Annotated in this window: 24 protein-coding genes; 9 read left to right on the top strand and 15 right to left on the bottom strand. The window is 69.1% G+C overall.

All coding sequences use genetic code 11. The annotated features are described in order from the left end of the window. Window positions 1-729: 729 nt before the first annotated feature. A complete protein-coding gene (locus ABZ319_RS34345; RefSeq protein ID WP_354990720.1) occupies window positions 730-879 on the top strand; it encodes a hypothetical protein in 150 nt (49 codons plus the stop codon). 282 nt (window positions 880-1161) lie between these two features. On the opposite strand, the gene ABZ319_RS34340 is transcribed toward ABZ319_RS34345, so the two are convergent. Beyond that, window positions 1162-1974: a hypothetical protein gene (locus ABZ319_RS34340; protein WP_354990719.1), complete on the bottom strand. Its 813-nt coding sequence runs from the start codon at window positions 1972-1974 to the stop codon at window positions 1162-1164. Between the two features lie 81 nt (window positions 1975-2055). After that, window positions 2056-2883 carry a DUF3097 domain-containing protein gene (locus ABZ319_RS34335; RefSeq protein WP_354990718.1) on the bottom strand — a complete coding sequence of 276 codons (828 nt, stop codon included), beginning with the start codon at window positions 2881-2883 and terminating at the stop codon, window positions 2056-2058. A gap of 281 nt (window positions 2884-3164) precedes the next feature. Between ABZ319_RS34335 and ABZ319_RS34330 the strand changes: the two genes are divergently transcribed. After that, entirely contained in the window at window positions 3165-3596 is a 432-nt protein-coding gene (locus tag ABZ319_RS34330) for an NfeD family protein (RefSeq protein WP_354990717.1), read from the top strand. Next, a complete protein-coding gene (locus ABZ319_RS34325; protein WP_354990716.1) occupies window positions 3597-4904 on the top strand; it encodes an SPFH domain-containing protein in 1308 nt (435 codons plus the stop codon). Between the two features lie 91 nt (window positions 4905-4995). On the opposite strand, the gene ABZ319_RS34320 is transcribed toward ABZ319_RS34325, so the two are convergent. From ABZ319_RS34320 to ABZ319_RS34290, 7 genes are all read right to left on the bottom strand, one after another. After that, window positions 4996-5535, bottom strand: coding sequence for a hypothetical protein (locus ABZ319_RS34320; protein ID WP_354990715.1), 540 nt, complete (start codon window positions 5533-5535; stop codon window positions 4996-4998). 254 nt (window positions 5536-5789) lie between these two features. Then, window positions 5790-6776 carry a TauD/TfdA family dioxygenase gene (locus tag ABZ319_RS34315; protein ID WP_354990714.1) on the bottom strand — a complete coding sequence of 329 codons (987 nt, stop codon included), beginning with the start codon at window positions 6774-6776 and terminating at the stop codon, window positions 5790-5792. Between the two features lie 64 nt (window positions 6777-6840). Further along, window positions 6841-8184: an LLM class flavin-dependent oxidoreductase gene (locus ABZ319_RS34310; protein WP_354990713.1), complete on the bottom strand. Its 1344-nt coding sequence runs from the start codon at window positions 8182-8184 to the stop codon at window positions 6841-6843. Window positions 8185-8222: 38 nt separating this feature from the next. Then, on the bottom strand, window positions 8223-9110 hold the full coding sequence (locus ABZ319_RS34305; protein ID WP_354990712.1) for an ABC transporter permease: 888 nt from the start codon (window positions 9108-9110) through the stop codon (window positions 8223-8225). Continuing rightward, the gene (locus tag ABZ319_RS34300; protein WP_354990711.1) at window positions 9103-9939 is read right to left on the bottom strand and encodes an ABC transporter ATP-binding protein; all 837 of its coding nucleotides are present in this window, start codon (window positions 9937-9939) and stop codon (window positions 9103-9105) included. The genes ABZ319_RS34305 and ABZ319_RS34300 overlap by 8 nt, the downstream gene beginning before the upstream one ends. After that, entirely contained in the window at window positions 9936-11018 is a 1083-nt protein-coding gene (locus ABZ319_RS34295; protein ID WP_354990710.1) for an ABC transporter substrate-binding protein, read from the bottom strand. The genes ABZ319_RS34300 and ABZ319_RS34295 overlap by 4 nt, the downstream gene beginning before the upstream one ends. A gap of 232 nt (window positions 11019-11250) precedes the next feature. Continuing rightward, entirely contained in the window at window positions 11251-12057 is an 807-nt protein-coding gene (locus ABZ319_RS34290) for a helix-turn-helix domain-containing protein (protein WP_354990709.1), read from the bottom strand. A gap of 485 nt (window positions 12058-12542) precedes the next feature. On the opposite strand from ABZ319_RS34290, the gene ABZ319_RS34285 reads away from it, so the two are divergent. After that, on the top strand, window positions 12543-12872 hold the full coding sequence (locus ABZ319_RS34285; RefSeq protein WP_354990708.1) for a transglycosylase family protein: 330 nt from the start codon (window positions 12543-12545) through the stop codon (window positions 12870-12872). Window positions 12873-13085: 213 nt separating this feature from the next. Continuing rightward, complete coding sequence (locus ABZ319_RS34280; protein WP_354990707.1) at window positions 13086-13556, top strand: flavodoxin family protein; 471 nt, start codon at window positions 13086-13088, stop codon at window positions 13554-13556. Between the two features lie 51 nt (window positions 13557-13607). Here ABZ319_RS34280 and ABZ319_RS34275 read toward each other — a convergent pair whose 3' ends face one another. The 3 genes from ABZ319_RS34275 to ABZ319_RS34265 all read right to left on the bottom strand — a co-directional run bounded on the left by ABZ319_RS34275 (window position 13608) and on the right by ABZ319_RS34265 (window position 16628). Further along, window positions 13608-14624 (bottom strand): ABC transporter substrate-binding protein, encoded by a 1017-nt coding sequence (locus ABZ319_RS34275; protein ID WP_354990706.1) that lies wholly within the window; start codon window positions 14622-14624, stop codon window positions 13608-13610. 112 nt (window positions 14625-14736) lie between these two features. After that, complete coding sequence (locus ABZ319_RS34270; RefSeq protein WP_354990705.1) at window positions 14737-15996, bottom strand: MFS transporter; 1260 nt, start codon at window positions 15994-15996, stop codon at window positions 14737-14739. Window positions 15997-16232: 236 nt separating this feature from the next. Beyond that, window positions 16233-16628: a nuclear transport factor 2 family protein gene (locus tag ABZ319_RS34265; protein ID WP_354990704.1), complete on the bottom strand. Its 396-nt coding sequence runs from the start codon at window positions 16626-16628 to the stop codon at window positions 16233-16235. A gap of 126 nt (window positions 16629-16754) precedes the next feature. Between ABZ319_RS34265 and ABZ319_RS34260 the strand changes: the two genes are divergently transcribed. Then, window positions 16755-17375, top strand: coding sequence for a helix-turn-helix domain-containing protein (locus ABZ319_RS34260; RefSeq protein ID WP_354990703.1), 621 nt, complete (start codon window positions 16755-16757; stop codon window positions 17373-17375). An 11-nt stretch (window positions 17376-17386) separates the two neighbouring features. Here ABZ319_RS34260 and ABZ319_RS34255 read toward each other — a convergent pair whose 3' ends face one another. Next, a complete protein-coding gene (locus ABZ319_RS34255) occupies window positions 17387-17836 on the bottom strand; it encodes a MarR family transcriptional regulator (RefSeq protein ID WP_354990702.1) in 450 nt (149 codons plus the stop codon). A 46-nt stretch (window positions 17837-17882) separates the two neighbouring features. Here ABZ319_RS34255 and ABZ319_RS34250 point away from each other — a divergent pair, with 46 nt between their 5' ends. Further along, a complete protein-coding gene (locus ABZ319_RS34250; RefSeq protein ID WP_354990701.1) occupies window positions 17883-18749 on the top strand; it encodes an SDR family NAD(P)-dependent oxidoreductase in 867 nt (288 codons plus the stop codon). Between the two features lie 67 nt (window positions 18750-18816). On the opposite strand, the gene ABZ319_RS34245 is transcribed toward ABZ319_RS34250, so the two are convergent. Beyond that, window positions 18817-19521: a nucleotidyltransferase domain-containing protein gene (locus ABZ319_RS34245; protein ID WP_354990700.1), complete on the bottom strand. Its 705-nt coding sequence runs from the start codon at window positions 19519-19521 to the stop codon at window positions 18817-18819. Between the two features lie 89 nt (window positions 19522-19610). On the opposite strand from ABZ319_RS34245, the gene ABZ319_RS34240 reads away from it, so the two are divergent. Then, complete coding sequence (locus tag ABZ319_RS34240) at window positions 19611-20441, top strand: aminoglycoside adenylyltransferase domain-containing protein (protein WP_354990699.1); 831 nt, start codon at window positions 19611-19613, stop codon at window positions 20439-20441. On the opposite strand, the gene ABZ319_RS34235 is transcribed toward ABZ319_RS34240, so the two are convergent. Continuing rightward, the gene (locus tag ABZ319_RS34235; protein ID WP_354990698.1) at window positions 20411-21778 is read right to left on the bottom strand and encodes a hypothetical protein; all 1368 of its coding nucleotides are present in this window, start codon (window positions 21776-21778) and stop codon (window positions 20411-20413) included. The two genes, ABZ319_RS34240 and ABZ319_RS34235, sit on opposite strands and share 31 nt — an antisense overlap. A gap of 414 nt (window positions 21779-22192) precedes the next feature. On the opposite strand from ABZ319_RS34235, the gene ABZ319_RS34230 reads away from it, so the two are divergent. After that, window positions 22193-23756, top strand: a 1564-nt coding sequence (locus tag ABZ319_RS34230; RefSeq protein ID WP_354990697.1) for a bifunctional 3'-5' exonuclease/DNA polymerase, incomplete at its 3' end; no start/stop codon positions are given.

The following is a 23756-nucleotide window of genomic DNA, read 5'->3' as shown; positions in this document are numbered from 1 at the left end:
GCGGGATCGCGGGCGCGGTCACGCGGCCGCCGGGTGGTCGGCGCCGGCGGGGATCGACCGCGGGTGAGGCAGTTCACTATTGGCTACCGAGGAGATTCGATGCCGAATGGAACCAAAGGGTGGTGTATACGATTCGACCTGGGAAATCATTGACCCTGCCCGACCTGCCGCCTGGGTGATAACCCAGCCTTCACTTGCTGGTCACCCGACCGGCAACCATTCAGCGGCACGCTATCGCCGCGCACGAAGCCTGTCAATCCACCCCGGGCCCGCCCGAAGTGGATTCGCCGAGACCACATTTGCGGGTAACCGCGCGGGTGGGTAGGAGGCCGGACTATCGCACCGGCGCGCTCGAGCGGGGTCGTGCCGCGCCCTGTACAGGAAAGATCGATCGCTGCCCCGGCCACCGTCGGTGCGCACCCTCTCGGCGCGCACGTCCAGCGCCGGGTGACGCGGGGGCCATCGCGGCGCGTCGTGCACGACACGCTGACCGGTCCGCCGTCCGCCCTGTGAACGTAACCACATCGCCCGGGCCGCCGAACTCGCTGTCCGCATCGGCCGTAAACCACCCATTCGGATCATCCGGCCGCACACCCCATCTCGCGCACGCCGGTCTGTTCTTGCCGCGCGGTTCGGTCGCCCTCGTCCCCGCCTCACACCGTGTGGGATGGGCGGTGTGACGACCCGGCCCTGATCGGCCGGCGGCAAGCGGCACGGGCGAACGTCGCCATGGCCGAAGCCGCGGATTCGGGCCGGGAAAGCTTCGGGTACACCATGTTCGGCAAGGTCGTGGACGGCATTGCCGCGGTGGACGCATTCGAGGGTGTGCGCGCACCGGTTCCGAGGGCGGGCACCAGGATGTGCCGGCCGAAGGTGTGACCATCCTCTGCTGCCCCGCGGGTATCGGATCCGGACGGTGTCGATACCGCTCGTTCGAACCGGCGATCGGTGACCTTCTGGACCGGAGTGCCGCGGCGGGGCGGGCGGCACACGAATTCGGCGACGCCGCCGTCGATTCTCGTCTGAACCGTGGCGGCCGCGTGGCTGTGCGCCGCATCGAATCGAGCAGCGCCGCATCGAATCGAGCACCCCCGCAACGCCTCGGGGTTCGCCGGACCGGCTCACCCGCGAGTCCGCCGCGACGCCGGTATCGATCCCGGATCAATCCCGGGCGTGGACCGCGGCCAGGCGGGCCGCGCGGATCGCGTTCCACAGCGGGCGCAGCAGGGACTCCTGGGCGGCTATCGCCGTGCCGGAGACCGGGGCCGAGGCCGGAGCGCGTTCGGCGACGGTCAGGATCGCGGCCACCTGATCGGCGGTGTCGAGGATGCGGCGGGCGCGCAGGGGGAGCGAGTCCGGATAGCCGTGCTGGGAGTAGGCGGCGAGCTCGTCCTCGATGAGATCGCGGGGGCTGGGGCCGTTGGAGTCCACGCGCGTGGTGTGCAGCTGCTGCAGCGCGTCCGCGGCGTCGCGCACGGCCTGGCGCATGGTGTATTCGGCCTCCCCGAGCGGCATCTCGGATTCGGTGGCGAAGGGGATGGGGGTGGCGTAGACCCGCCACTGCAGGGCGTCGTCGTCGGTCCAGACCGGGACCAGTCCGGTGCCCCGGGTGCCGGGCGCGCCGACGTACAGCCCCTCCCCGGCTTCGGTTGCCGCGGCGGCGAATTCGGTGCCCACCGGCAGTCCGCGCACATCGCCGGGAATGGGCAGCACCAGCCGGACCTGTGCCTCGGGGGACATGGTCGCCTCGCGAATGAGCTTGAGCAGCACCATGATCCCCGCACCGGGCGCGGTCTCGGCACTCTCGTCGTCGGCCCACGGTAACCCGGTGTGACCGCCGGTGACCGGGTCGCCCGCGGCCACGCTCTGTCGCGTGGCCCACACGCGCAGCGCGTCCAGCACATCGTCGGGCGCGCTGCGGCCGGCGACCCAGGAACCGGCCCACACGGTCAATGTGGCACTCGGGCTACTCATGCCTACGAGGATAACTGGCGGGCTACTACGGTTCGGTGCGGAAACCGATGTCCGGGTGCGCACGGATTTCGGCGCGGTGCGCTACTGCGGTTCGGTGACGAAATCGATGAGTCGTTCCACGGCCCCGATGAGCGGTGTCTCCAGATCCCGGAACGACTCGACCGCGTTGTAGACGCGCCGCCATCCCTCCTGCGGCGTACCCCAGCCGAGGCGGCGGCAGATGCCGGTCTTCCAATCCTCGCCGCGCGGCACCTCCGGCCAGGCCGCGATGCCGACCGCGGCGGGCCGGACCGCCTGCCACACATCGATGTAGGGGTGCCCGGTGACCAGCACGTGCGGTCCGAGTCCGGTGGTGAGCCCGGTCTCCTTGGAGCCGGTCACCAGGTGATCGACCAGAACCCCCACGCGCGCGCCCGGCCCGGGCGCGAACTCGGTGAGCCGCGCGGCCAGGTGGTCGAGCCCCTCGAGCTGCTCGACCACGACGCCCTCCACGCGCAGGTCGTGACCCCACACCCGCTCGACCAGGGCGGCATCGTGCACGCCCTCGACCCAGATACGGCTGGCCCGGGCCACCCGCGCCTTGTGATCGACCACCCGGGTGGACCCCGACGCCGAACGGGTGGGCTGTTTCGGCGCGGCGGCGACCGGGCGCACCAGGGTCACCGGCCGGCCGTCGATGAGGAAGGCCGCCTCGCGCATGGCGAACAACCGCACCCGCCGGGCACGGTCCTCGAGCTTGACGAAATCTCCGTCGTAGGTGCGGTCGAAACCCACTACCGCACCGCAGAATCCGGAGGCCGCGTCCTCCACCACCAGATCGCGTTCGGCCGCGACCTTCGGAATCTCACGCTTGCGGTTCCGTGCGTGCCCGCTGAAGATGTCACCGCCGTAGCTGTCGCGCCCGCTCATTCGATCGACGGTACCGGTGCCGCGGCGGCTGGGCGGTGCTGCGACACGGCGCGTTGCGGGGGTGAATCGGTCAAATCTGTTGTGACATAGCGGACAAGCATCGCGAGTCATGCCGAATCGGCATCGAATCGCGCTGCGGCGCAGCGCAAGTGCGCGGGCGCGGCGACTCGCGAAGATCGGCGCCGGGCGGCGGGCGCGACGTGTCCCGGGATCGAGGGTGCCCGGGGGTGCGAGGTTGTCGATCTCAGGCCACAGCGCGCCGGAAGGTTTAGTGTGGGTGTGTGGCCGCAATAGTGTGGCTGGTCGCGGGGCTCCTCCTCGCGGCGGCCGAAATGCTCATCGGTGAACTGACGCTGCTCATGCTGGGCGGCGCGGCGCTCGTCACGGCGGGGGTGAGCGCGGTGGCCGGGACGAGCATCGTGGTCGACGCCGTGATCTTCGGCGTCACCGCCGTCGCCCTGCTCCTGCTCGTCCGCCCGATGCTCTTGCGGCGCTACGCGAGTCCCCCCACCACGCCGACCGGCATGGACGCACTACCGGGGAAGTCCGCGAAGGTGCTCGAGACGGTGGACGAGCACGGCGGGCGAGTGAAATTGGACGGTGATGTCTGGAGCGCGCGTCCCTTCGACGCGCAGGAAAGCTATCCGGAAGGAACAACCGTCTATGTCATGCGGGTCGATGGCGCGCACGTCGTCGTTTGGAAGGGGCCGTAGATGGCTGTACTCATAGTCGCCCTGGTCTTAATCCTGCTGGTCGTGGTGGTGATCTTCAAATCGGTGGCGCTGGTGCCGCAGGCCGAGGCCGCCGTCATCGAACGGCTGGGCCGCTACTCGCGCACGGTCTCGGGCCAGCTCACGTTCCTGGTCCCGTTCGCCGATCGGGTCCGGGCCAAAGTGGATCTGCGCGAACGCGTGGTGTCCTTCCCACCGCAGCCGGTGATCACCCAGGACAACCTGACCGTGCAGATCGACTCGGTGGTCTACTTCCAGGTCACCAGTCCCCAGGCCGCGGTGTACGAGATCAGCAATTACATTGCCGCCGTTGAGCAATTGACCATCACCACCCTGCGCAACGTGGTCGGCGGCATGACCCTGGAGGAGACGCTCACCTCCCGCGATCAGATCAACAGTCAGCTGCGCGGGGTGCTCGACGAGGCCACCGGCCGCTGGGGTCTGCGCGTCTCGCGCGTCGAGCTCAAGGCCATTGATCCGCCGCCCTCGATCCAGGAGTCGATGGAGAAGCAGATGAAGGCCGATCGCGAGAAGCGCGCGATCATCCTGACCGCCGAGGGCCAGCGCGAGGCGTCGATCAAGACGGCCGAGGGTCAGAAGCAGGCCGCGATCCTGTCCGCCGAGGGCTCCAAGCAGGCGTCGATCCTCTCGGCCGAGGGTGAGCGGCAATCGCGCATCCTGCGTGCCCAGGGTGAGCGCGCCGCCGCCTACCTGCAGGCCCAGGGCCAGGCCAAGGCCATCGAGAAGGTGTTCGCCGCCATCAAGAGCGGCAAACCCACTCCCGAGCTGCTGGCCTACCAGTACATGCAGACCCTGCCGCTGGTCGCCAAGGGCGACGCCAACAAGGTATGGCTCGTCCCCAGCGATTTCGGCAAGGCCCTCGAGGGCTTCGCCCGCAACTTCGGCACCCAGGGCGAGGACGGCACCTTCCGCTATCAGCCGACCCCGGACGACACCGCCGCCGAACGCCCCGAGGACGATGCCGACGAGGTAGCCGACTGGTTCGACACCGCGACCGACCCGGCGGCCGAACGCGCGGTGCGCGCGGCCGAAGCCGATGCGCGCGCCCCGGCCGATCCCTCGGGATTGCCGTCGGCGCCGCGTCCCCGGGCCGAGCAGCCGGTGTTCCCGGATCCGGAGGCGCTCGGGCAGCGCCAGGACGCGCCGCCCCAGCAACAGCCGCTGCGCGGTCCCGATCCCCAGCAGCAACCGCCGCGCCGCCCGGAACCCCCGCAGGGTGACGAGCGGTGGCAGCAACCCCCGCCCCCGGGCCGCCCCCTGGGCCGCTAGGTCGCGTCCTCGAGCTCCTGAGCCGCCACGTGATGGCGCCCGGGTGGCGATAGCGCTGCGCCGTTCGGATCGAACGACGCCGTCGACATCGTCAGCGGGGCGAAGGTCCGGTCACCCGCATACGGTCCGGGTCGAAAGTGGTGGTCTGTGTCGGCCCGCCGTGGAGTGGGGTGAGGCTGACGGTGGTGCTGTCAGGGAACGCGACGCGAGGACAGTTGGATCTGACCTCCTGCCAGATCAGGATTCGACGGGCGAACAGGCCGTCGGGTTCGCGAAGCCAGACTCGACAGGATGGGTCGAAGAAATTGCGATAGTTCTCCAGGACCACCTCGACACGGCCGTAGGGGCTGGGCAGGACGGTCTCGTTTTCGGAATCGGGGGTGGCGTTGCTCCAATCGGACCCGCGCAGCGCGAGCCACCACACGGGAAAAATCAGAAGACAGAGGCATAGTGAGAGACTTGTCAAGAGCTTCGCGCGGCGGCGGGCCAGTCGCGATGCGAAGGCTCCCAGGAGCGCGAACGAGAGTGTCCAGCTGGTCAGCCAGATCCATCCGGTGACGAAATCGATTCGGTAGTAGCGGTTCTCGTCCACGGCGACCATGGCGCACCCTGTCCCGAACAGCGCGAGCATGGTCAGTATCCAGATGATTCGCCGTAGGCGGAGTGACCTGACGGCGGGCTCGGGAACCGTCTCGGTTCGTGAAACCTGTTCTCCAGCTGCATCTTTTGTCAACAGGTTCCCACTTCACCCCAATAGTTCCCGGCTCGTGGCAAGGATAGAGGTGCTCGCCGCGGTGGCGGTGAGCACCGTCCGGATCCAAACGCACGTGGTCCCGGTGCCGGACGACTCCGGTACCGGGACCACGGTCTCTCTCGGCGGGCGCGTCAGGCCGCGTCGTGCTCCGGCGCCCCCGCGTTGCCCACGAACTTCGCCCCGCTGATCGAGCGTGACGGCTCGCCGTCCACGCCGACCGGCACCTCACCTTCCAGGGTGGTGCGGTAGAGCACCCGGGTGACGTCGAGGTGGTTCAGGTCGCTGGGGGCCAGGTGCGCGGTCGCGCGGTTGTCCCAGAACGCGAGACTGCCGCGCTCCCAGCGGAATCGGACGGTGTACGCGGGATCGGCCAGCTCCGCGTACAGCAGGTCCAGCAGCGCGTCGCTCTGACGCGGGCTCAAACCCACGATGCGCGTGGTGAACCCGGGATTGACGAACAGAATCTTCTCCCCGGTCACCGGGTGCACCCGGACCACCGGATGCTCGGTCACCAGCGGGGCCTTGGCGACCTTCTTGGCGTAGTCGCTCTCGGAGTCCCAGGCCGGGTTCTTGCCGCCGAACCGGTGCTCGGCGCGCAGCCCGTCGAGCAGCGCCTTGAGCGAATCGGGCAGTCCGGCGTAGACGGCGGCCAGGTTCGTCCAGTGCGTGTCACCACCGCGTTCGGGGGCGATCTCCGCGCGCAGCAGTGACGCCGCGGGCGGATTGACGAGCGGGGAGACGTCGGTGTGCCAGTAGTTGGTGTAGCTGAATTTGCGCACCCCGAAACGCTTTTCGTACAGCCGGCTGTCCACGGCCAGAATCTCCGGGTACTCGGTCGGCGCGTCGTCGTCGTACGGGTGCGAGGGGGTGACCGCGCCGAACAGCCGCGAGAACGCGATCTGCTCGGCGTGCCCGATCTGCTGGTCGCGGAAGAACAGCACCTTGTACTCGTGCAGGGCCGCGGTGAGTTCGGCGACCTGGTCCGCGGTGAACTCCCCGCGCAGATCGACATCGGTGATCTCCGCGCCGATATGCCCGGCGACGGGAACGACGCGGAAGGACCCGGCGGATACGGTGACGCCGGTTTCGGTGACGGTGGGTTCGGAGACAGTGGTCATAATCGTGCCCTTCGTTCTCGAAAAAAGATGGGGGACATGCGTTGTGCGCATGCCCCCCCGGTTACTAGGCGGTGGCCTGAATGTCGGTGCGAACCGCGAACTGGCTTTCCACAGGCTCGAGCCCGTAGTGCCCGCGCAGCGTGGTGGCGGTGTACTCGGTGCGGAAGAGCCCGCGCTCCTGCAGGATCGGCACCACCCGGTCCACGAAGTCCTCGAGCCCGCCCGGCAGGTACGGCGGCATGATGTTGAAGCCGTCCGCCGCGCCCTGCTCGTACCAGGTCTGCAGATCGTCCGCGATCTGCTCGGGTGTACCGGCCAGGGTCCGGTGCCCGCGCCCGCCGCCGAGTTTGCCGATGAGCTGGCGCACGGTCAGCTCCTCCTTCTCGGCGAGCTCCTTGACCAGCGTGAACCGGCTCTTGCCGCCCTCGATCTCGCTCTCGTCCGGCAGCGGCGGCAGCGGTGCGTCCAGCGCGTGTTCGGTGAGGTCGATGCCCAACAGGGTGGAGAGCTGGCGCAGGGCGTAGTCGGGGGAGATGAGGTCGGTGAACTCCTGCTCGAGCGCCCGCGCCTCTTCCTCGGTGTCGGCGATGAACGGCACCAGCCCGGGCAGCACCTTGAGCTCGTCGGCCGAACGGCCGAACTTGGTCAGGCGCGCCTTGAGGTCGCGGTAGAAGGCCTGGCCTTCCTCGAGAGTGCGCTGCGCGGTGAACACCGCCTCGGCGTAGCGGGCGGCGAATTCCTTTCCGCTCTCCGAGGATCCGGCCTGCACCAGCAGCGGCCGCCCCTGCGGGCTGCGCGGGGAGTTCAACGGCCCGCGGACCTGGAACCGGTCCCCGCGATAGTCGATGGTGTGCACCTTGTCCGGGTCGGCGAACACCCCGGCCTCGGGATCGAGCACGATGGCCCCGTCCTCCCAGCTGTCCCACAGCTGGATGGCCACGTCCACGAACTCCTGGGCGCGCTCGTAGCGGCGAGCGTGCTCGGGAATCGAGTCGTAGCCGAAGTTGAACGCCTCCTCCTCGTTGCCCGAGGTGACGATGTTCCAGCCCGCCCGGCCGCCGCTGATGTGGTCCAGCGAGGCGAACTTGCGGGCCAGGTTGAACGGCTCGTTGTAGGTGGTGGAGGCGGTGGCGATGAGCCCGACGTGCTCGGTGGCGCTCGCGATGGCGGCCAGCAGCGTGACCGGCTCGAACACCGCCAGGGTGTTGCGCTTGATGCGCGGCCCCACGGCCAGCCCGTCGGCGAAGAACACCGAATCGAGCCTGCCGCGTTCGGCGATGCGGCCCAGTTCCTGGAAGTGCTTGACGTCCAGCACCTGATGCTCGGCGGTGCGCGGATGCCGCCAGGCGGCCTCGTGATGACCGACGCCCATGAGGAAGGCATTGATGTGGAACGGCTTGCGGGACATGAAGAGTGTTCCTCCGGAGAAGTTTTCGACGGAAAGGGTCAGTGATCGGCCTGCACGCGCCAGCGTGAGAGCCTGCGCTCGAGCAGCACGATCAACCCGTTGAAGGTGAGACCGACCAGCGAGATGGCGACGATGCCGGCGTACATGGCCGGGATCTGGAAGTTCTGCTGCGCCGAAGTGATCAGGTAGCCCAGACCCGCTCGCGCCCCGACCATCTCGGCCGCGATGAGCACCAGGATCGAGGCCGAGGCGGCCATCCGGATACCGGTGAAGATGGCGGGCACCGCCGCGGGCAGCACCACCTTGGCGAACAGCGGCACCGGGGAGAACCCGAGCGAGACAGCGGATTTGATGAGCAGCGGATCGACCGTGCGCACGCCGCTGATGGTGTTGAGCAGAATCGGGAAGAAGCTGGCGTACACCACGAGCGCGACCTTGGAGGTCTCGCCGATGCCCAGGATGAGCACGAACACCGGCAGCAGCGCCAGGGCGGCGGTGTTGCGGAACAGCTCCAGGAACGGGCTCAAGAACTCCGCGACCGGGCGATACCAGGCGATGGCCACACCCACCGGCACCGCCGCGACCAGCGCGATGGCGAAGCCGGCCAGCGAGCGCGACAGACTCGCGCTCACGTGCTCGGCCATCTGACCCGAGCGGATGAGCTCCTGACCCGCGTCGACCACGGTGGTGAACGGCGGCAGAAACACCGGATCCACGATGCCGACCCGCGGCGCCACCTCCCAGAACACCAGGAACAGCGCGATGACGACGCTGGGCTTGAGCACCCGCCACAGCAGGTGGCCCGCGGTGCGGGCCAGGCGGATTCCGGTCTCCCGGCCGCTCGCGCGCGCCGGGGTCGCGGGCGGGGCGGCGGTGCCGGGCTCGAAGCGGACCGGGCTCTCGGCGATCTGTATCGCGCTAGACATGGGTGTTCCTCCGATCGGCGCCCGCCAGGGCGGCCTGCTCGAGATCCTGGGCCCGCGCGACCTCGTCGTGCAGGAGCGACCAGATGTGGTGCCGGACTTCGCGGAAGCGCTCGCTCGAACGCACGTCCGGATCGCCGTCCCGATCGAGGTCGATGTCGACCACGGCCTTGACCCGGCCGGGCCGGGAGGTGAGCACCGCGACCCGCTGCCCGAGGTACACGGCCTCGTCGATGCCGTGGGTGATGAACAGGATCGTCTTGCCGGTGGCCTTCCAGATGCGCAGCAGTTCGTCCTGCAGGGATTCGCGGGTCTGCGCGTCCAGGGCCGCGAACGGTTCGTCCATGAGCAGCACCTCCGGATCGAAGGCGAGGCTGCGCGCGATGGCCACGCGCTGCTTCATGCCGCCGGACAGCTCGTGCGGATACCGGTCGCCGAACGCGCCGAGCCCGACCAGCTCGAGGTAGTGCTCGGCGATGGCACGGCGCTCCTTGCGCCGAATTCCCTTGGCTTCCAATCCGAATTCGATATTCGTGCGCGCGGTGCGCCACGGCAGCAGCGCGTACTGCTGGAAGACGATGCCCCGGTCCAGGCCCGGCCCGGCGATCGGCTTCCCGTCCAGCAGAATCTGCCCGGAGGTCGGCGTGGTCAGTCCGCCGAGCAGATCGAGCAGCGTCGACTTGCCCGAGCCGCTGGGCCCGACCAGGACCAGGAACTCCCCGTCCCGGACCTCGACGCTGATGTCCTCGAGCGCCGTGAACGACTCCCGTGTCCCGCGAATCGGGAATTCCTTTCGCACTTCGCTGAGTGCGAGCTTCACCGCCGTGCTCATTTCGCCGCCACCGCTTCGCCGCTCGGCCCGCCGGTGGCGGGGTAGGTGCCATTGCTGTACGGGTTGAACTCGTTGGTGAACAGGTCCTTGGCCGCGTACTTGTCCGCGGGCAGTTCGCCGTTGCGCACCAGCCAGTCCAGCCAGACCTGGAATTCGCGCTCCTCGACCACCGCGCCGGGCACCGGGATGCCCGAACTGCGCCAGTACTTCAGCAGTGCGACGTTCTCGTTGCGGCCGCGCTGGGAGATGATCGACTCGAACTTCTTCAGCACCTCGTCGCGCGGGGTGACCTGCAGCCAGCGGGTGGCGCGCGCGGTGCCCTGCACGAAGTCCGCGACGGCGTCCGAATGCTGTTCGGCGTAGTCCTTGCGGAAAACGTAAGTGCCGTAGTCGAACTGGCCGAACAGATCCTTGTCCGTGTACAGCGGGTGGATGCCGCCGCGCTCGAGCGCGTTGTCGCGGAAGATCGAGCCCAGGGCCGCGGCGTCGATCTGCCCGTTGCGCAGCGCCTCCTCGGTGTTGGCCGGCGGCAGCACGACCAGCTGTACCTGCTTGATCTCCGCCGCGCTCAGACCCTGCCGGTGCAGCCATTCCCGGGTAACGAATTCATGGTGTGCGCCAAGGGTATTGACGCCGACTTTCTTGCCGATGAGATCCCGCGCGGAGGTGATGCCGGAATCGTCCTTCACGAAATAGCCCGTGAAGGATTTGTCGTCGGCCCCGTACGACGACAGCACCGAGGTGACCGGCGCGCCGCCGGCGACGAGTTTGATGACCGCGCCGTTGAACGCGCTGCCGAATTCGATCTGCTTGGTCGCCGCGGCCTGGATATTGGCCGGACCGCTGGTGGTGTCGCCCTCCCAGTGCAGGCTGATCTTGTTGAAGTAGCCGAGATCGGCGGCCAGTTCGAACGGGGTCACCTGGCCGGTCTGGCCCTGGTACCGCAGCACCGTCTTACCGTCGGCGGTGGTGGCGGGTTCGGAGCTGCCGCAGGCGGTCACCGTCGCGAGAACGGCTGCCGCGGTGAGCGCGGCGGCCACGGTGCGCAGCACGCGCGGTGGTCGGAGCGATGAGAACATGGATGAATCTTTCGGTGAAATCGGCTGTCGCATGGCGGAGTACGGGCATGGCGATCAGGGCCGACAGGCACCGGGCGCGAGGCGCATGAGATCCACGGCCCGGCGGCGCGTGAGCGGGGTGTGCGAAGTCATTCCAGGCCCTTTGGGAGAGTGCGGAATCGGCAGATCGGAATGGAACTCATGGTGGCGGCGGGCCCGCCGGGGGAGCAACCGCCATTTCACGATGTGGAAATCAGCGTGATTCTAATTGCCGATCGGAATCCATTGTGTCGCCGCCATTTTGGAAAAGCGGTCCGATCCGCCCGGCCGCGATGCGCATGGCGGGGACGATGCTGCGCACCAGATCGGCGTCCAGGCGGGCCGAGCGCGCCTGCACCGCGAGCGCACCGTGCACCCGGCGGTCGGAGCCGACGATGGGCACCGCGATGGCGCGGATGGGGTCGGCGGTGTCCAGGATCTCCGAGGCGAACCCGGTGCGCCGGACCCGGTCCAGATCCGAGTGCAGCAGCGTCGGGCGCTGCCGATCCCGCCGTCGCGACTCCTGTTCGGCGGCGCGCTCCTGTTCGGCGACCGTGCCGGTGGGCGCGTAGGCCAGCAGCGCGTGTCCCACCGCGCTCGCGCGCAGCGGCTGGCGGGCCCGGGGCACCTGGTTGTTGCAGAAGAGCACGGGCGGGCGGGCCTGGAAGACGGTGACGGCGTCGCGGTCCTCGGCCACGCTCACGCTCACGGTGATGCGGATGCCGGCGGCCAGGGCGTACAGGTGCGGCGCCGCCGACTCGAGGCCGAGGCGGGCCAGCGCGGGCCGGGCCAGCGCGGCCAGGCCCTGGCCGACCCGGTAGCGGTCGGTCGTGGGGTCCTGTTCGAGCAGGCGGCCGCGCACCAGCGCCTGGGCGAGCCGGTGCGAGGTGCTCACGGGCAGATCCGCCAGGGCGGCCAGCTCGCTGAGCGAGAGCTCTGGATCGTCGCCCTCGAAGCAGTTCAGGACCTGTACGGCACGGTCGACTGCGCGGGCGCCGGAGCGCGGTTCCTCGGGGCTCATGCTTCCTCCTGCGAGACCGAAACGGTGTCCCCAGCACTATTTACATGCTTCTGACCGGGGGCAATGGTTCCGTGCAGCCGGATTCCAGCAGGTCGGAAAGGGTATGGAACTCCCCGATAAAGCGACCGATCGTCCGAAAATATTTTTCATTACGCGATCGGCATCACGATTTTCGAGTGGTCTCCGTCACAAATTCTGCGGTGAATACAACGCGTGTAATTAATGCTGCGTCCGAATTGCGCTGCGAAAATGCCGTGAGTTCGTCCGAGATCTATTTGTCAACCCGTCGTGATCACCCCGTGATTAGTCGTGATTGTTCCGTTACGGTCGTTCTCGGCTCGGATCAACGCCAAGCCCGAACTCGAACCGCCGAACATCGGCAACCCCGTCCCGCGGTTCGCAGTGCCATCGACTTCCCTGGGGACGGGGACCCGCAGCACAAGCTCGGAGCGCGGGCCGGATGGGCGCAGGCCAGGAATCCCCCTATGACTCGTAAGTTCAGCACCCGCATGCTCGTCGCCACCGCCGCCACCGGCATCCTCGCCGCCGTTCCGTTCGCGGTCGGCACCTCGACCGCCTCCGCGGCCTCGGGCAACTGGGACGCCGTCGCACAGTGCGAGAGCAGCGGCAACTGGGCCGCCAACACGGGCAACGGCTTCTACGGCGGCCTGCAGTTCACCCAGAGCACCTGGAACGCCTACGGCGGCGCGGGCAATGCCGCCAACGCCAGCCGCGAAGAGCAGATCCGCGTCGCGGAGAACGTGCTCGCGGGCCAGGGCGTCGGCGCCTGGCCGCACTGCGGCGCCTACCTCTAACGAGGCGCCCGCCGGGCCTCCGACGAGGCTTTCGCCGGGCTCTGCCCGGCCCCCGAACATCGATGACCCCGTACCGCAACGTCGCGGTACGGGGTCATCGCCGTCTCGGGCCGGGGTTGTGCCCGCGCTCGAACTGCTGAACGGTGGAGGGGAGCTTCGACCACGAAGTTCGCTGTATCGCAGGCACGTTCGAGACAGTTGGAGGGGAAACACTTGAAGGCCATCATCGTGTGCACGTCGGTCTCACACGGCAACACCGGCAGGGTCGCCGCCGTCCTCGGGGAGGTGCTGGACGCCCGCGTGGTCGCGCCCGGCGACATCGACGCGGCAGAACTGGCGGATCACGACCTCGTGGGCTTCGGCTCGGGCATCTTCCTGGGGTCGTTCCACGCCGACCTGCGCGGCTTCATCGACACCCTGCCGCAGCGGCCGGGCCGCGCGTTCGTCTTCGCCACCAGCGGGTTCGCCGATGCCGGGCCGCAGCGCTTCTCCCGGCCGCTGGTCCGGCAGCTCGAGGGCAGGGGATTCGAGGTGCTCGACACGTTCTCGTGCCGGGCGTTCGACACGTATCTGCCGTTCAAGCTGGTGGGCGGGATTCGTAAGGGCCGTCCCGACGCCGCGGACCTGGCCGCGGCTCGCGCGTTCGCCGAGGGACTGCGCGCGCGGGTGAACGCGCCGTCCTGACACGAGATCGGGCCCCGCGGCGTACCGCGGGGCCCGATGGTGCGCCGCCTACTACTTCGGGGCGTTCGGGTTGTACTTGTTGGTGTAGAGCTTCGCGACGTCGAGTGCGCCGGTGACCGCGCCGGTGTCGCGGAGCCACGGCTCCCAGCGCTGGAAGTCGATGTCGGAGATCACGCCGTTGGCCGACGGGACGCCCACGGACTGCCAGTACTTCACCGAGGACGCGTCCTCGCCGGAACGCTTGCGGTCGTTGATGATCCGGGTGAACGTGTCGATCACCTGCTCGCGGGGCGTGGTCTTCTGCCACTCGATCGCCTTGGCGATGCCGCCGACGAACGCCTCCACCACCTCGGGGTTCTTGGCCAGGAAGTCGTTGCGGAAGACGTACTGGCCGCCGTTGAACGGGCCGAACTGCTCGTAATCGGTGAAGACCGGGCGCAATCCGCCGTTCGAGAGCGCGCGCTGCTGGAACTGCCCGCTCAGGCCCGCGACGTCGATCTGTCCGCGCCGCACCGCGTCCTCGGTGTTCGGGGGCGGCAGCACCACCAGCTGCACCGACCGGATCTGCTCCTCGCTCAGGCCGTTCTTCTTCAGCGCCGTGTGCACGTCCGCCTCGGCCTGCCCGCCGAGGGTGTTCACGCCGATCTTCTTGCCCAGCAAGTCATTCGGGGTCCGGATGGGGCTGTTCTCGGGAACGTAGAAACCGGTGAAGGTCTTCTCGTCCGAGCCGTAGTAGTTTATCACCGCGGTGATCCCGGCGCCGGCCTGGGCGAGTTTGGCCACCGCGCCGCCGAACGCGCCGCCGAAATCGACCTGGCCGGTCGCGGCGGACTGCACGTCCTGCGGACCGCTGATCGTGTTGCCCTGCCACTCCAGCTTGACCTTGCCGTCGAAGAAGCCGAGATTCTCGGCCAATTCGGGAATGGTGACCTGTGAGGCCCAGCCCTGGTAACGCAGCACCGGCACGCCGCCGGATTCGCGGAGATCCTCTCCGCCGCAAGCGGTCAGCAGCATCGAGACCGTCGCCGCGACCAGCGCGCTCGCAAAGAATCTATTGCGGGCTCTCATGGTGAAACCTTCCCTCGGTAATTCCGCAGCGCGCATTCGCAGTGCGTTGAAAAGAGATTCGAGCACTCGCGATCGCCAGTCGATGGTTGGCATCGCGGAGATTTCAAGAACGTCAGGCCGTTCCGCCGACGGCGCCGAACTGTTCGCCGGGGGTTCGCGCCGCCCGTCGCGGCCACGGAATATAGACGGGTATATAGCGCGCCATCGCCACCGCGCCCAGCATCGAAATCGCACTGATCGAGAGCACCGCCACCGCCAATGGCGCGACGGCGACCAATCCGCTGATCGCCAAGGGCCCCACGAAGAATCCGCAATCGTGTGTGAGTCGCCAGGCCGCGAGGAATTCGGCGCGGGTCGCGGCCGGGGCGACGTCCGCGCCGATGGTCATGATGACCCCGTTGCCGATGCCGTTGCCCACGCCCATGACGACCGCGGCCAGGGTCAGGGTCAGGGCGGTATCGGTGAACGGCACCGCGAGGTACCCCAGGCCCAGGATCACCAGCGACGGCACCGCGATGAAGCGGCGGCCGTAGCGATCCATCAAATGCCCCGCGGGATAGGCGCACAGCACGTCCAGGCCCGCGCCGATGCCGTAGATGAGGCTCGCGGTCGCGGCGGTGGTGCCCAGGTGATCGGCCCACAGCGGCAGCACCGCCTCCCGCGAGGCCCGCGCCGCGCCCATCAGCAGTGAGCCGGTCCCCAGGGTGAGCAGCAGCGTGCGGTGCGCGCGCCCGATGCCGAGCAGCGACAGCGGCGGCTGCGCGGCATCGCGGCTCGTCCCCGAGTCCGGGTCCGGCAGGCGCGCCATCAGGTATCCCGCCAGCGCGATGGCCACGAGCTGCACCACGAACCCGCCCCGGGTGCCCACCCCGAAGATCACCGCCGCGCCCAGGAACGGCCCGATGAAGAACCCCAGCCGCATGGCCCCGCCGAACAAGGACATCGCCCGCGCCCGGCGGTCGAACGGAATCACCTCGGACAGATAGCTCATGCGCGCCAAGCCCCAGATGGCATTGGACAACCCGACCACGATGAGCCCCGCGCACAGCACCGGCACACTCGGCGCGAGCAGACACAGCAGCACCCCGAGCACCCCCGCGGTACTCGCCCCGACGATCGAAAGCCGTTCCCCGAGACGGGAAACGACCTGCCCCGCCGGGATGTCCCCGATGATCTGACCGAGCCCGACCAGCGCGACGGTCAACCCCGCCACCGCGGGCGAGGCGCCCAGATCCAGTGCGGTCAGGGTCATGACCGGCGCCGCGGCTCCCATTCCGACCCCGTATGCCGCGGCGGGCACGTACACGGTGAACAACAGCGGCCGTAGCGAACTCACCTCGACCGGCTTCTCTTCCTGCGGGCAGGAAGTCACGCGACAACTCGACTACTGGCCGACACGACCCTCACGACCTTCGCACCTCGGACGACAACAACATCGATCCACTCTGCGAACCGGTCCGGGCCGAATCAACACTCTTTCCACAGTGTGGAAATCACGCTGATCGCAATCCCGTGGGCGTTCTGTCCCGAAACGGGAACGGCGACCGGGCATCGCGGCGGCGTGCGCCCGCGTGCCCGATCGCCGTCCGATCGGCCTTCGGGGACCGGTCAGGAGACCTCGGCGGGCGTCGCGAGCGCGGCCTGCATGGCTACGCCGTCGACGTACGAGTGCTTCTCCAGGACCGCGCCGTCGCGAACCACCACGAAGTCCGCGAGGTCGACATCGACCGGCGAGCCGGTGACCGAGGTGCCGGTCAGTTTCCACTGGACCACCCAGAAGTCCGCGCCGACGCGCAGGTTGACCTGCGTGAAGGTGAGGTCGGGGACCAGGGCGAAGGTGCCCGCGGCCGAGGCTCGGATCTCCGCGCGGCCGCGGGCGGGTTCGCTGCCCGAGTGCAGGTGGAAAATCGAATCGGGAGTGTGCATTTCGGCGATACGGTCCGGGTCGTGATCGGCCCAGCACGCGTGGTAACGCTCGAACAGTTCCTTGGTGGCATCGGACATGATGTGACGTCCTTCTAAGATACAAACAGGATGACTGTATGTTCCCGGACGGCGCGGGGGCCGGTCAAGGGCCGCGAGCCTTGCGTCGAAACGGGATTCGGGCTTGCCCTAGACTTCGACGTCGCCATGAACCCTGACCGCCGCACCCAAGCCGAACGCTCGGCCGCCACCCGCGAGGCCGTGGTTCGCGCTGCCCGGGAGTTGTTCGGGCAGCACGGATACGGGGCGGTGAGCACCGTGGCGGTCGCCGAGGCGGCGGGGGTCAGCCGGGGTGCGCTCTATCACCAATTCAGCGAGAAGCGTGAGCTTTTCGAGGCGGTCTTCGAGGATCTCGAACGAGATCTGGTCCAGGTGATCGGCGCCGCGGTGGGCCGCGCGCGGGCGGCCGATCCGCTGGCCGGGCTCATCGTGGGGTGTCTGGCGTGGCTGGAGGCCTCCACCGCCCCCGAGGTGCGTCGCATCGCGCTGTTGGACGGGCCCGCGGTGCTGGGCTGGAAACTGTGGCGCGAGATCGAGTTACGGCACACCATCGGACTGGTGGAGAACGCGCTGGCCGGAGCCATGGCGGCGGGGCGGGTGCGCCGCCAGCCCGTGCGGCCGCTGGCGCTGATCATCGTGGGCGCGCTGGACGAGGCGGCGCAGTGCCTGGCCAACTCCGATGACATCGAGGCCGATACCCCGGCGATTCGCTCGGTGATCGAACAGCTGATCTCGGGGCTCGCGCTCGAGGTGCACCGGGACGTGTGAGTCCGCGCGGATCAGGAGTCGTCGCGGGATTCGGGGCCGGCTCCGCCGATCAGCCCCGCCAGCTCGTCCAGCAGTTCCACGATGCGTTTCTGTTGCGCCGGAGCCAGTTTCGGCAGTTCGGCGGCCAATGCGGCGTCGATCGGCTCGCGGCCGCGTGTCTTGAACACCTCGGTGAAGATCACCGGATCCACGCTGACCAGTACCCGGCGGCCGTCGGCCGGGTCGGGGGCGGTGCGCAGCAGGCCGTGCTCGCGCTGGCGCGCCACGATCCGCGAGACCAGGCTCTGCACGATGGCGGTTCGCTCGGTGATGTCGCGGATCGAGGAATCGGGGTGCAGCGCAACGTCTTCGATCACCGCGTACTCGCTCGGGGGAAAGCGCCGCTTACCCGTCGAGCCGGTCGCGGTGAAGGCGATGGAACGCAGGCGTCGCGCGATGAGGTGCAGGTTGGCGGCGTCCATGCCCGCCAATTTACATCACTAGTTATATAACTTAGCATTCATCACTATGTATGGATTCGGTGAGCTCGCCACCCTGATCAAGCACGGTCTCGACACCCAGGTGAACGTGGATCGGCTGCGCCGCCGGCACACACTCGAGGATCGGGTGGCGGGCCGGACCGTGCTCATCACCGGCGCGTCCTCGGGCATCGGGCGGGCCGCGGCCATTCGGATCGGGGCGGCGGGCGCGACCGTGGCGCTCGTCGCGCGCCGCGAGGCCGAACTGCTGGAGGTGGCCGCGCTGATCGAGAGTCAGGGCGGCAAGGCGGCCGTATACCCGTGTGACCTCGGCGATTTCGACGCCCTCGACGCCATGGCCGCGCAGGTGCTGGCCGATCACGGGGGAGTGGACATCCTGGTCAACAACGCGGGGCGGTCCATTCGGCGTCGGCTCGACGAGTCGTACGACCGGTTCCACGACTACGAGCGCACCATGCGGCTCAACTATTTCGCCCCGACCCGGCTCATGCTCGCGCTGCTGCCCGGCATGCGCGAACGCCGGTCGGGGCAGGTCGTGAGCGTGCTGTCGGTGGCGAACCTGTTCGGCGGAGCGGGGTACGGCGCGTACGTGGCCTCCAAGGCGGCCCTGGATTCGCTGACCTCGAACCTGCAGGTCGAAACCCTCACCGAGAACGTGCGTTTCACCTCGGTCTACATGCCGCTGGTCCGCACGCCGATGATCGCGCCCAACCCGCTCTATCAGAACGCGCTCGCCCTGACCCCGGAGCAGGGTGCACAGGTCATCTGTGACGCGATCATCGACCGCCCGCGCCGGCTCGGGCCGTTGCTGGGGCGGATCACCTCGTTCCTGGACAGCGTCACCCCGCATCGGACGGACGCGATGCGCAGCAGGCATTTCCAGCGCGGCATGTGAGGCCCTACCCGGCGCGGTGCGACCGCGCCGGGCGTGCGCGGGCGGTGCTGCGCGGTGTCCGTTCTGCTCAGCCGGGCCGGGCGTCCAGATGTGCCCGGCGCACCCGCTGCAGGAAGTCCTCCAGCGGGGCCTCGTCCGGGCGTTCGGGCAACGCCGAGACGGCGCTGTCGAACTTCTCCTCGTACTCGGCCAGCAGTGCCTTGGCGGCGGCGTCCCCGGACTCGTCCAGCATCTGCCTGCCGAATTCGAAATACGGTTCCGGATCCGGCAGCCGGACGGGCAGCACGCCGGTGGTGTACAGCTCGTAGCCCTGCCACAGCAGCCTGCGGCAGTGCCGGGCGTGCTTGGCCAGCCGCTTGTCACCCAGCCCCTGGGTCTCGCGCCGGTGCAGCATGCGCCGGAACTGCGCCATGGCGTACCCGAAGTAGGCGTGCCGAACCCGTTGCGCGGAAAGGAAACTCGACCGCAAACCCACCAACTCGGTCCCGAACTCGGTGGCGACGATGTAGTCGTCCAGCCACAACACCTCGGTCACCGTCGGGTTGCACGCCAGGATCAACCCCATCGCCTTACCGACCTCGTGATAGGTGGCGTCCGCGCCGTCCCGCCCCTGCCGCGTTCCCCGGTCCCGCGTGGGCGGATGCAACCCAAGAAACGTCCGCGTCGGCTCGACGTAGACACCGAGGTAGTCGACGTCACTGTCCGGGGTGTTCAACCCGTACGCGAACGACCCGACCACACCCTCCAGCATCAGGTCACTCGGCTCACCCATCACACACACCCTCCCGGTCGATTGCCCCGAGTATCGCCGCTGACCTCGCGAACCGACACCGAATATCCGCGTGCGGCAGACTCGGACCCATGCCGGTTCCCCCGATCGTCCTGGACTCCGTCACCACTTTCCTCGCCCTGGCCGACAGTGAACTGCCCGTGTCGATCGAGGGCCTGTATCTGGAAGGCTCTGTGGCGCTGGACGATTTCCAGCCCGATGCCAGCGATATCGACTTCGTTGCGGTGACCTCCCGGCCGCTCGACGCCGAGGCGACCGCGGCCCTGGCGGCGATCCACACTCGCCTCCGGCAGCTGCGGAAGCGGCCGTTCTTCGACGGGATCTACCTCACCTGGGGCGATCTCGCGGCCGGCGCGGACGCTGCCGTCTGCGGACCGGTGAGCCTCGAAGGTGTCCTGCGGGTGAATGCCGCTGCGGGCAAAGGCAATCCGGTCACATGGCAGACGCTCGCCGATCACGGTGTCGTGCTGCGCGGCCCCGCGATCGGCGACTTCGACCTCCGGACCGATCCCGCGGTCCTGGCCGCCCGGCAGAACGCGAATCTCGACGAGTACTGGGCCGCGGGGCTCGACCGGGCGGATCGGTTGTTCAGCGCCCGGGGCGCGGGACTACTCGCCGACTACGGCACGGTGTGGACCGTGACCGGCATCGCGCGCCTGCACCACACCATCGCGACCGGTGGTATCACCTCGAAAAGCGGTGCCGCCGAATACATCACGCGGGCGTTTCCCGATCGGTGGCATCGGGTCGCCGCGGAAGCCTTGCGGCTGCGGCGGGGGAACTCGGCGCGGTCGCTGTACCGGAATCGGCCGGCGCGCAGGCGGGATGTGCTCGAGTTCGGGCGGATGGCCGTCGCGGACGCGCATCGGATCTACGCGGAGCTGTCCGCGGATTCGGGATGAAGCTCGAGGGCGGGGGCGGGTTTGCGCCACCGGTACAGGAGGTGGATGCCGGCCGCGCAGCCGATCGCTATCGCCAGGGAGGCCCAGCCGGCGGCCGGCTCGGGGGTGATGGTCGAGAGGCGATACCACTGGGGGGAGTAACTGACCCGGCCGAAGGAACGGCCGCGCAGACCGGCCGAAGCGGCGGGGACGAACAGCACCGCGATCGCGACTATCGCGCTGGTGGCCCGGGTGGGGAGCGCGGAGGTCAGGTTGTAGCCGCCGATCAGGCCGATAGCCACCACGCCGAAAACCGCCCCGGGAACGCTCGCGCCCACGGTCATGGCCAGCACCGCCGCCACCGCCGAGAGTGCGCCCGAGGCGGCGACGCCCAGGTAGGGGCGCGGGTGACGCCATCCGGCCAGCAGCCCTAGAGCGGTCGCCGCCACGATCAGCGGGTCGGCCCACCACGGGCGCGGCAGGGTGATCACCGCGCTGGCGGCGGTGGAGAAGGCGACCATGAGCAGGACCAGGACGCCGTCGCGCCCGGGCAGCAGCAACGCCGCGAGCATCGCTCCGATGATCACCAGCGCCACCGCCATGACGATCACCGTGGTGCGATGACCGGCATCGGCCAGCCAGCGCGAGGCGATCGCGATCGTCAGCACCACGACCACGCTCGAGATGATCGGCGCCAGCGGCGAGATGAGCACCGGGCCGGGTAGCGGCGTCAGATGACCGCGGATCAGCACCGTCGCCGCGATCAGCGCCAGCGACAGCACGATCAGCCAGAGCGGCGGCGCGCCCCCGAGCATGCCCTCGAACTCGTCGGCGGGACCGGTGACCGCGGGCGACTGCACCAGATCGCCCATGATGTTCGACGCCAGACAACCGAACAGATACGCGCCCGCGGTGATCGCCTGCTGCCACACCACGGGCAACAGCGAGCCGAGAATCACTCCCGCCCACAGGGAGTCGATGAAATTGAAGGTGGTCAGCGAATCGATGTCGACCCACGGCAGGCCCGCGTGATTGACGAGAATGCCGAGCATGGCCACCGTGGTGGCGGCCCAGGCGGTGCGGCTGCTGCTCAGGCTGACGATCGCGGCCGTGGCCAGCACCGCCACGACCGCGCCGGCCTCCATCGCGCGCGGCACGCTGCGGATCATGAGGTCGACCTGCTGGGGTTGAGCGTCGAACCAGCCCGTGCTGATGGGCATCATGATCGCCAGCCCGGCGGTGCTGGCGGCGGTGCAGACCGCCGCCATGCGGATCAGGTCGCGCCAGCCGCCCGCGCTCACCCAGGCGGCGAAGTCGGCGAGGCGGGGGCTACCCGCGCGAATCCCGGCTGAACTCACCGGCTCGCGCGGGGTCGGGGCTGGAGGTCGGCAACCATGATGTGCCACGGTAGCCAGTCGGCGCGGGGGCCGTCTACCTGCGAGTTCGCCCGTGTCCCGGCGGAAACCGGGGGCTGATCGGCGGCGATCACGGTTGCGGTCACCACCCTTCGCCCGAAATGGCTATCGATTCGCAACCTTGTCACGGGGAGCCGTCGAACCGACCCGGATTGCTGTGTGGGAGTCGCCATCCACCGCGAGTGGGCGAGTCGAAGGCGGCTGTACGGCCCTCGACCCGGTGGCCTGGTCAGCGCCCGCACCCTCGCTCGCGGGCGGCCTCGCCCCCGACGCCCTGCACGTGCGCATCCCCGGCGTATCGAGACACGACGCGTGGGCTCAGCGGTGATGTCGGTGGCCGCTGAAAGACTCCTGATCATGAGGTGGGCCGTGGCGCGTACGAGTGAGGGTGGTGCGCGGCTGTGCCCACTCGGCCCGGACGGTCGTCCGGCCGGGTCCGTTCTGGAGGAGGCGTCGCTGGCGGACGCGGTGTCCTCGCGCCCGGAGGTGGTGCGGTGGGTGTGGCGTTCGACCGCCGACATCTATCGGCAGCTGTTGGCGGCGGGTGTGCGGGTCGCGCGCTGCTACGACGTGGAGGCCGCGGAGTCACTGCTGATCGGGCACGAGCAGGGCCAATCGGGGCAGGCCCGCTCCTTGGCAGCGGCCTGGGCGCGCCTGCACAACCTGCCCGTCCCCGCTGACGCGCCGGTGCGGGCCGCCGACACACAGCCCTCGCTGTTCGAATCCGGCCCCACCCCGCTGCCCTCGGGAACGGACGAGTTCAGCGCCCTGCTGGAGGTCTACGCCGGACAGGTCGCGCGCACCGCCCGCGCCGAATTCCCGGACCGCATGCGGCTGCTGCTGGCCGCGGAATCGGCGGGCATGCTGGTCGCGGCCGAGATGTCGCGCGCGGGTATTCCGTGGCGGGCCGACGTGCATCGCGAACTGCTAGAAGACATGCTGGGGGAACGGCTCTCGGGGAACTCGGAGCCGCGGCGCATGGCGGAGCTGGCCGAGGAGGTCTCGCACGCGTTCGGCGCCGGTGTGCGGGTGCGGCCCGATCTGCCCGCCGACATCATCAAAGCCTTCAACCGTGCCGGAATCCTGTTGTCCTCCACCAGGAAATGGGAGCTCCAGGAGATCGATCACCCGGCCGTCGCGCCGCTGCTGGCCTACAAATCGCTGTACCGGCTGTACACCGCGCACGGGTGGTCCTGGCTCGAGCAGTGGGTGCGCGACGGGCGGTTCCGCCCCGAGTATCTTCCGGGCGGCACGGTGACGGGACGATGGACCACCAACGGCGGTGGCGCACTGCAGATTCCGAAGGTCGTCCGGCGGGCCATCCGCGCGGATCCAGGGTGGACCCTCGTCGTGGCGGACGCGGATCAGATGGAACCGCGCGTGCTGGCGGCGATCTCACGTGACGCCGGGCTCATGGAGGTGGCCGGACGCGGGGAGGATCTGTACGCGGACCTGGCCGCGCGCGCCTTCGGCGGCGATCGCGCCCAGGCCAAGATCGCCATGCTGGGCGCGATCTACGGGCAGACCTCGGGTGACGCGCTCACCCACATGGCCGAGTTGCGCAGGCGCTATCCGGCCGCGGTGGCCTACGTGGACGACGCGGCCGCCGCCGGTGAACAGGGCCGCCTGGTACGAACCTGGTTCGGGCGCACCAGCACTCCGACCGCGACGGCCGGGGACGACGCGGAACCGGCCGGTGACGGCGGCCGGTACGGCAGCCAGGCGCGCGCCCGCGGCCGCTTCACCCGCAATTTCGTGGTGCAGGGCAGTGCCGCGGACTGGATGCTGCTCGTGCTCGCCGGCGTACGGCACGCCATGAACGCGGCCGGGCTGCGCGCCGAGCTGGTGTTCTTCCAGCACGACGAAGTGATCGTGCACTGCCCGGTCGAGGAAGCGGCCGCGGTGGCGGAGATGATCGCCA

It is taken from the genome of Nocardia sp. NPDC005978 (assembly GCF_040614455.1).
Lineage (GTDB): Bacteria > Actinomycetota > Actinomycetes > Mycobacteriales > Mycobacteriaceae > Nocardia.
The sequence above is the reverse complement of the archived record's forward strand: the minus strand, read 5'-3'. Positions and strand labels throughout refer to the sequence as shown.

Coding starts and splice junctions, on each gene's coding strand:
- ABZ319_RS34240 (WP_354990699.1), top strand. CDS start 19,611: ATGCCGGTTCCCCCGATCGTCCTGGACTCCGTCACCACTTTCCTCGCC.
- ABZ319_RS34245 (WP_354990700.1), bottom strand. CDS start 19,521: ATGGGTGAGCCGAGTGACCTGATGCTGGAGGGTGTGGTCGGGTCGTTC.
- ABZ319_RS34340 (WP_354990719.1), bottom strand. CDS start 1,974: ATGAGTAGCCCGAGTGCCACATTGACCGTGTGGGCCGGTTCCTGGGTC.
- ABZ319_RS34335 (WP_354990718.1), bottom strand. CDS start 2,883: ATGAGCGGGCGCGACAGCTACGGCGGTGACATCTTCAGCGGGCACGCA.
- ABZ319_RS34290 (WP_354990709.1), bottom strand. CDS start 12,057: ATGAGCCCCGAGGAACCGCGCTCCGGCGCCCGCGCAGTCGACCGTGCC.
- ABZ319_RS34345 (WP_354990720.1), top strand. CDS start 730: ATGGCCGAAGCCGCGGATTCGGGCCGGGAAAGCTTCGGGTACACCATG.
- ABZ319_RS34300 (WP_354990711.1), bottom strand. CDS start 9,939: ATGAGCACGGCGGTGAAGCTCGCACTCAGCGAAGTGCGAAAGGAATTC.
- ABZ319_RS34325 (WP_354990716.1), top strand. CDS start 3,597: ATGGCTGTACTCATAGTCGCCCTGGTCTTAATCCTGCTGGTCGTGGTG.
- ABZ319_RS34265 (WP_354990704.1), bottom strand. CDS start 16,628: ATGTCCGATGCCACCAAGGAACTGTTCGAGCGTTACCACGCGTGCTGG.
- ABZ319_RS34305 (WP_354990712.1), bottom strand. CDS start 9,110: ATGTCTAGCGCGATACAGATCGCCGAGAGCCCGGTCCGCTTCGAGCCC.
- ABZ319_RS34250 (WP_354990701.1), top strand. CDS start 17,883: ATGTATGGATTCGGTGAGCTCGCCACCCTGATCAAGCACGGTCTCGAC.
- ABZ319_RS34285 (WP_354990708.1), top strand. CDS start 12,543: ATGACTCGTAAGTTCAGCACCCGCATGCTCGTCGCCACCGCCGCCACC.
- ABZ319_RS34310 (WP_354990713.1), bottom strand. CDS start 8,184: ATGTCCCGCAAGCCGTTCCACATCAATGCCTTCCTCATGGGCGTCGGT.
- ABZ319_RS34320 (WP_354990715.1), bottom strand. CDS start 5,535: ATGCTCGCGCTGTTCGGGACAGGGTGCGCCATGGTCGCCGTGGACGAG.
- ABZ319_RS34275 (WP_354990706.1), bottom strand. CDS start 14,624: ATGAGAGCCCGCAATAGATTCTTTGCGAGCGCGCTGGTCGCGGCGACG.
- ABZ319_RS34255 (WP_354990702.1), bottom strand. CDS start 17,836: ATGGACGCCGCCAACCTGCACCTCATCGCGCGACGCCTGCGTTCCATC.
- ABZ319_RS34315 (WP_354990714.1), bottom strand. CDS start 6,776: ATGACCACTGTCTCCGAACCCACCGTCACCGAAACCGGCGTCACCGTA.
- ABZ319_RS34260 (WP_354990703.1), top strand. CDS start 16,755: ATGAACCCTGACCGCCGCACCCAAGCCGAACGCTCGGCCGCCACCCGC.
- ABZ319_RS34295 (WP_354990710.1), bottom strand. CDS start 11,018: ATGTTCTCATCGCTCCGACCACCGCGCGTGCTGCGCACCGTGGCCGCC.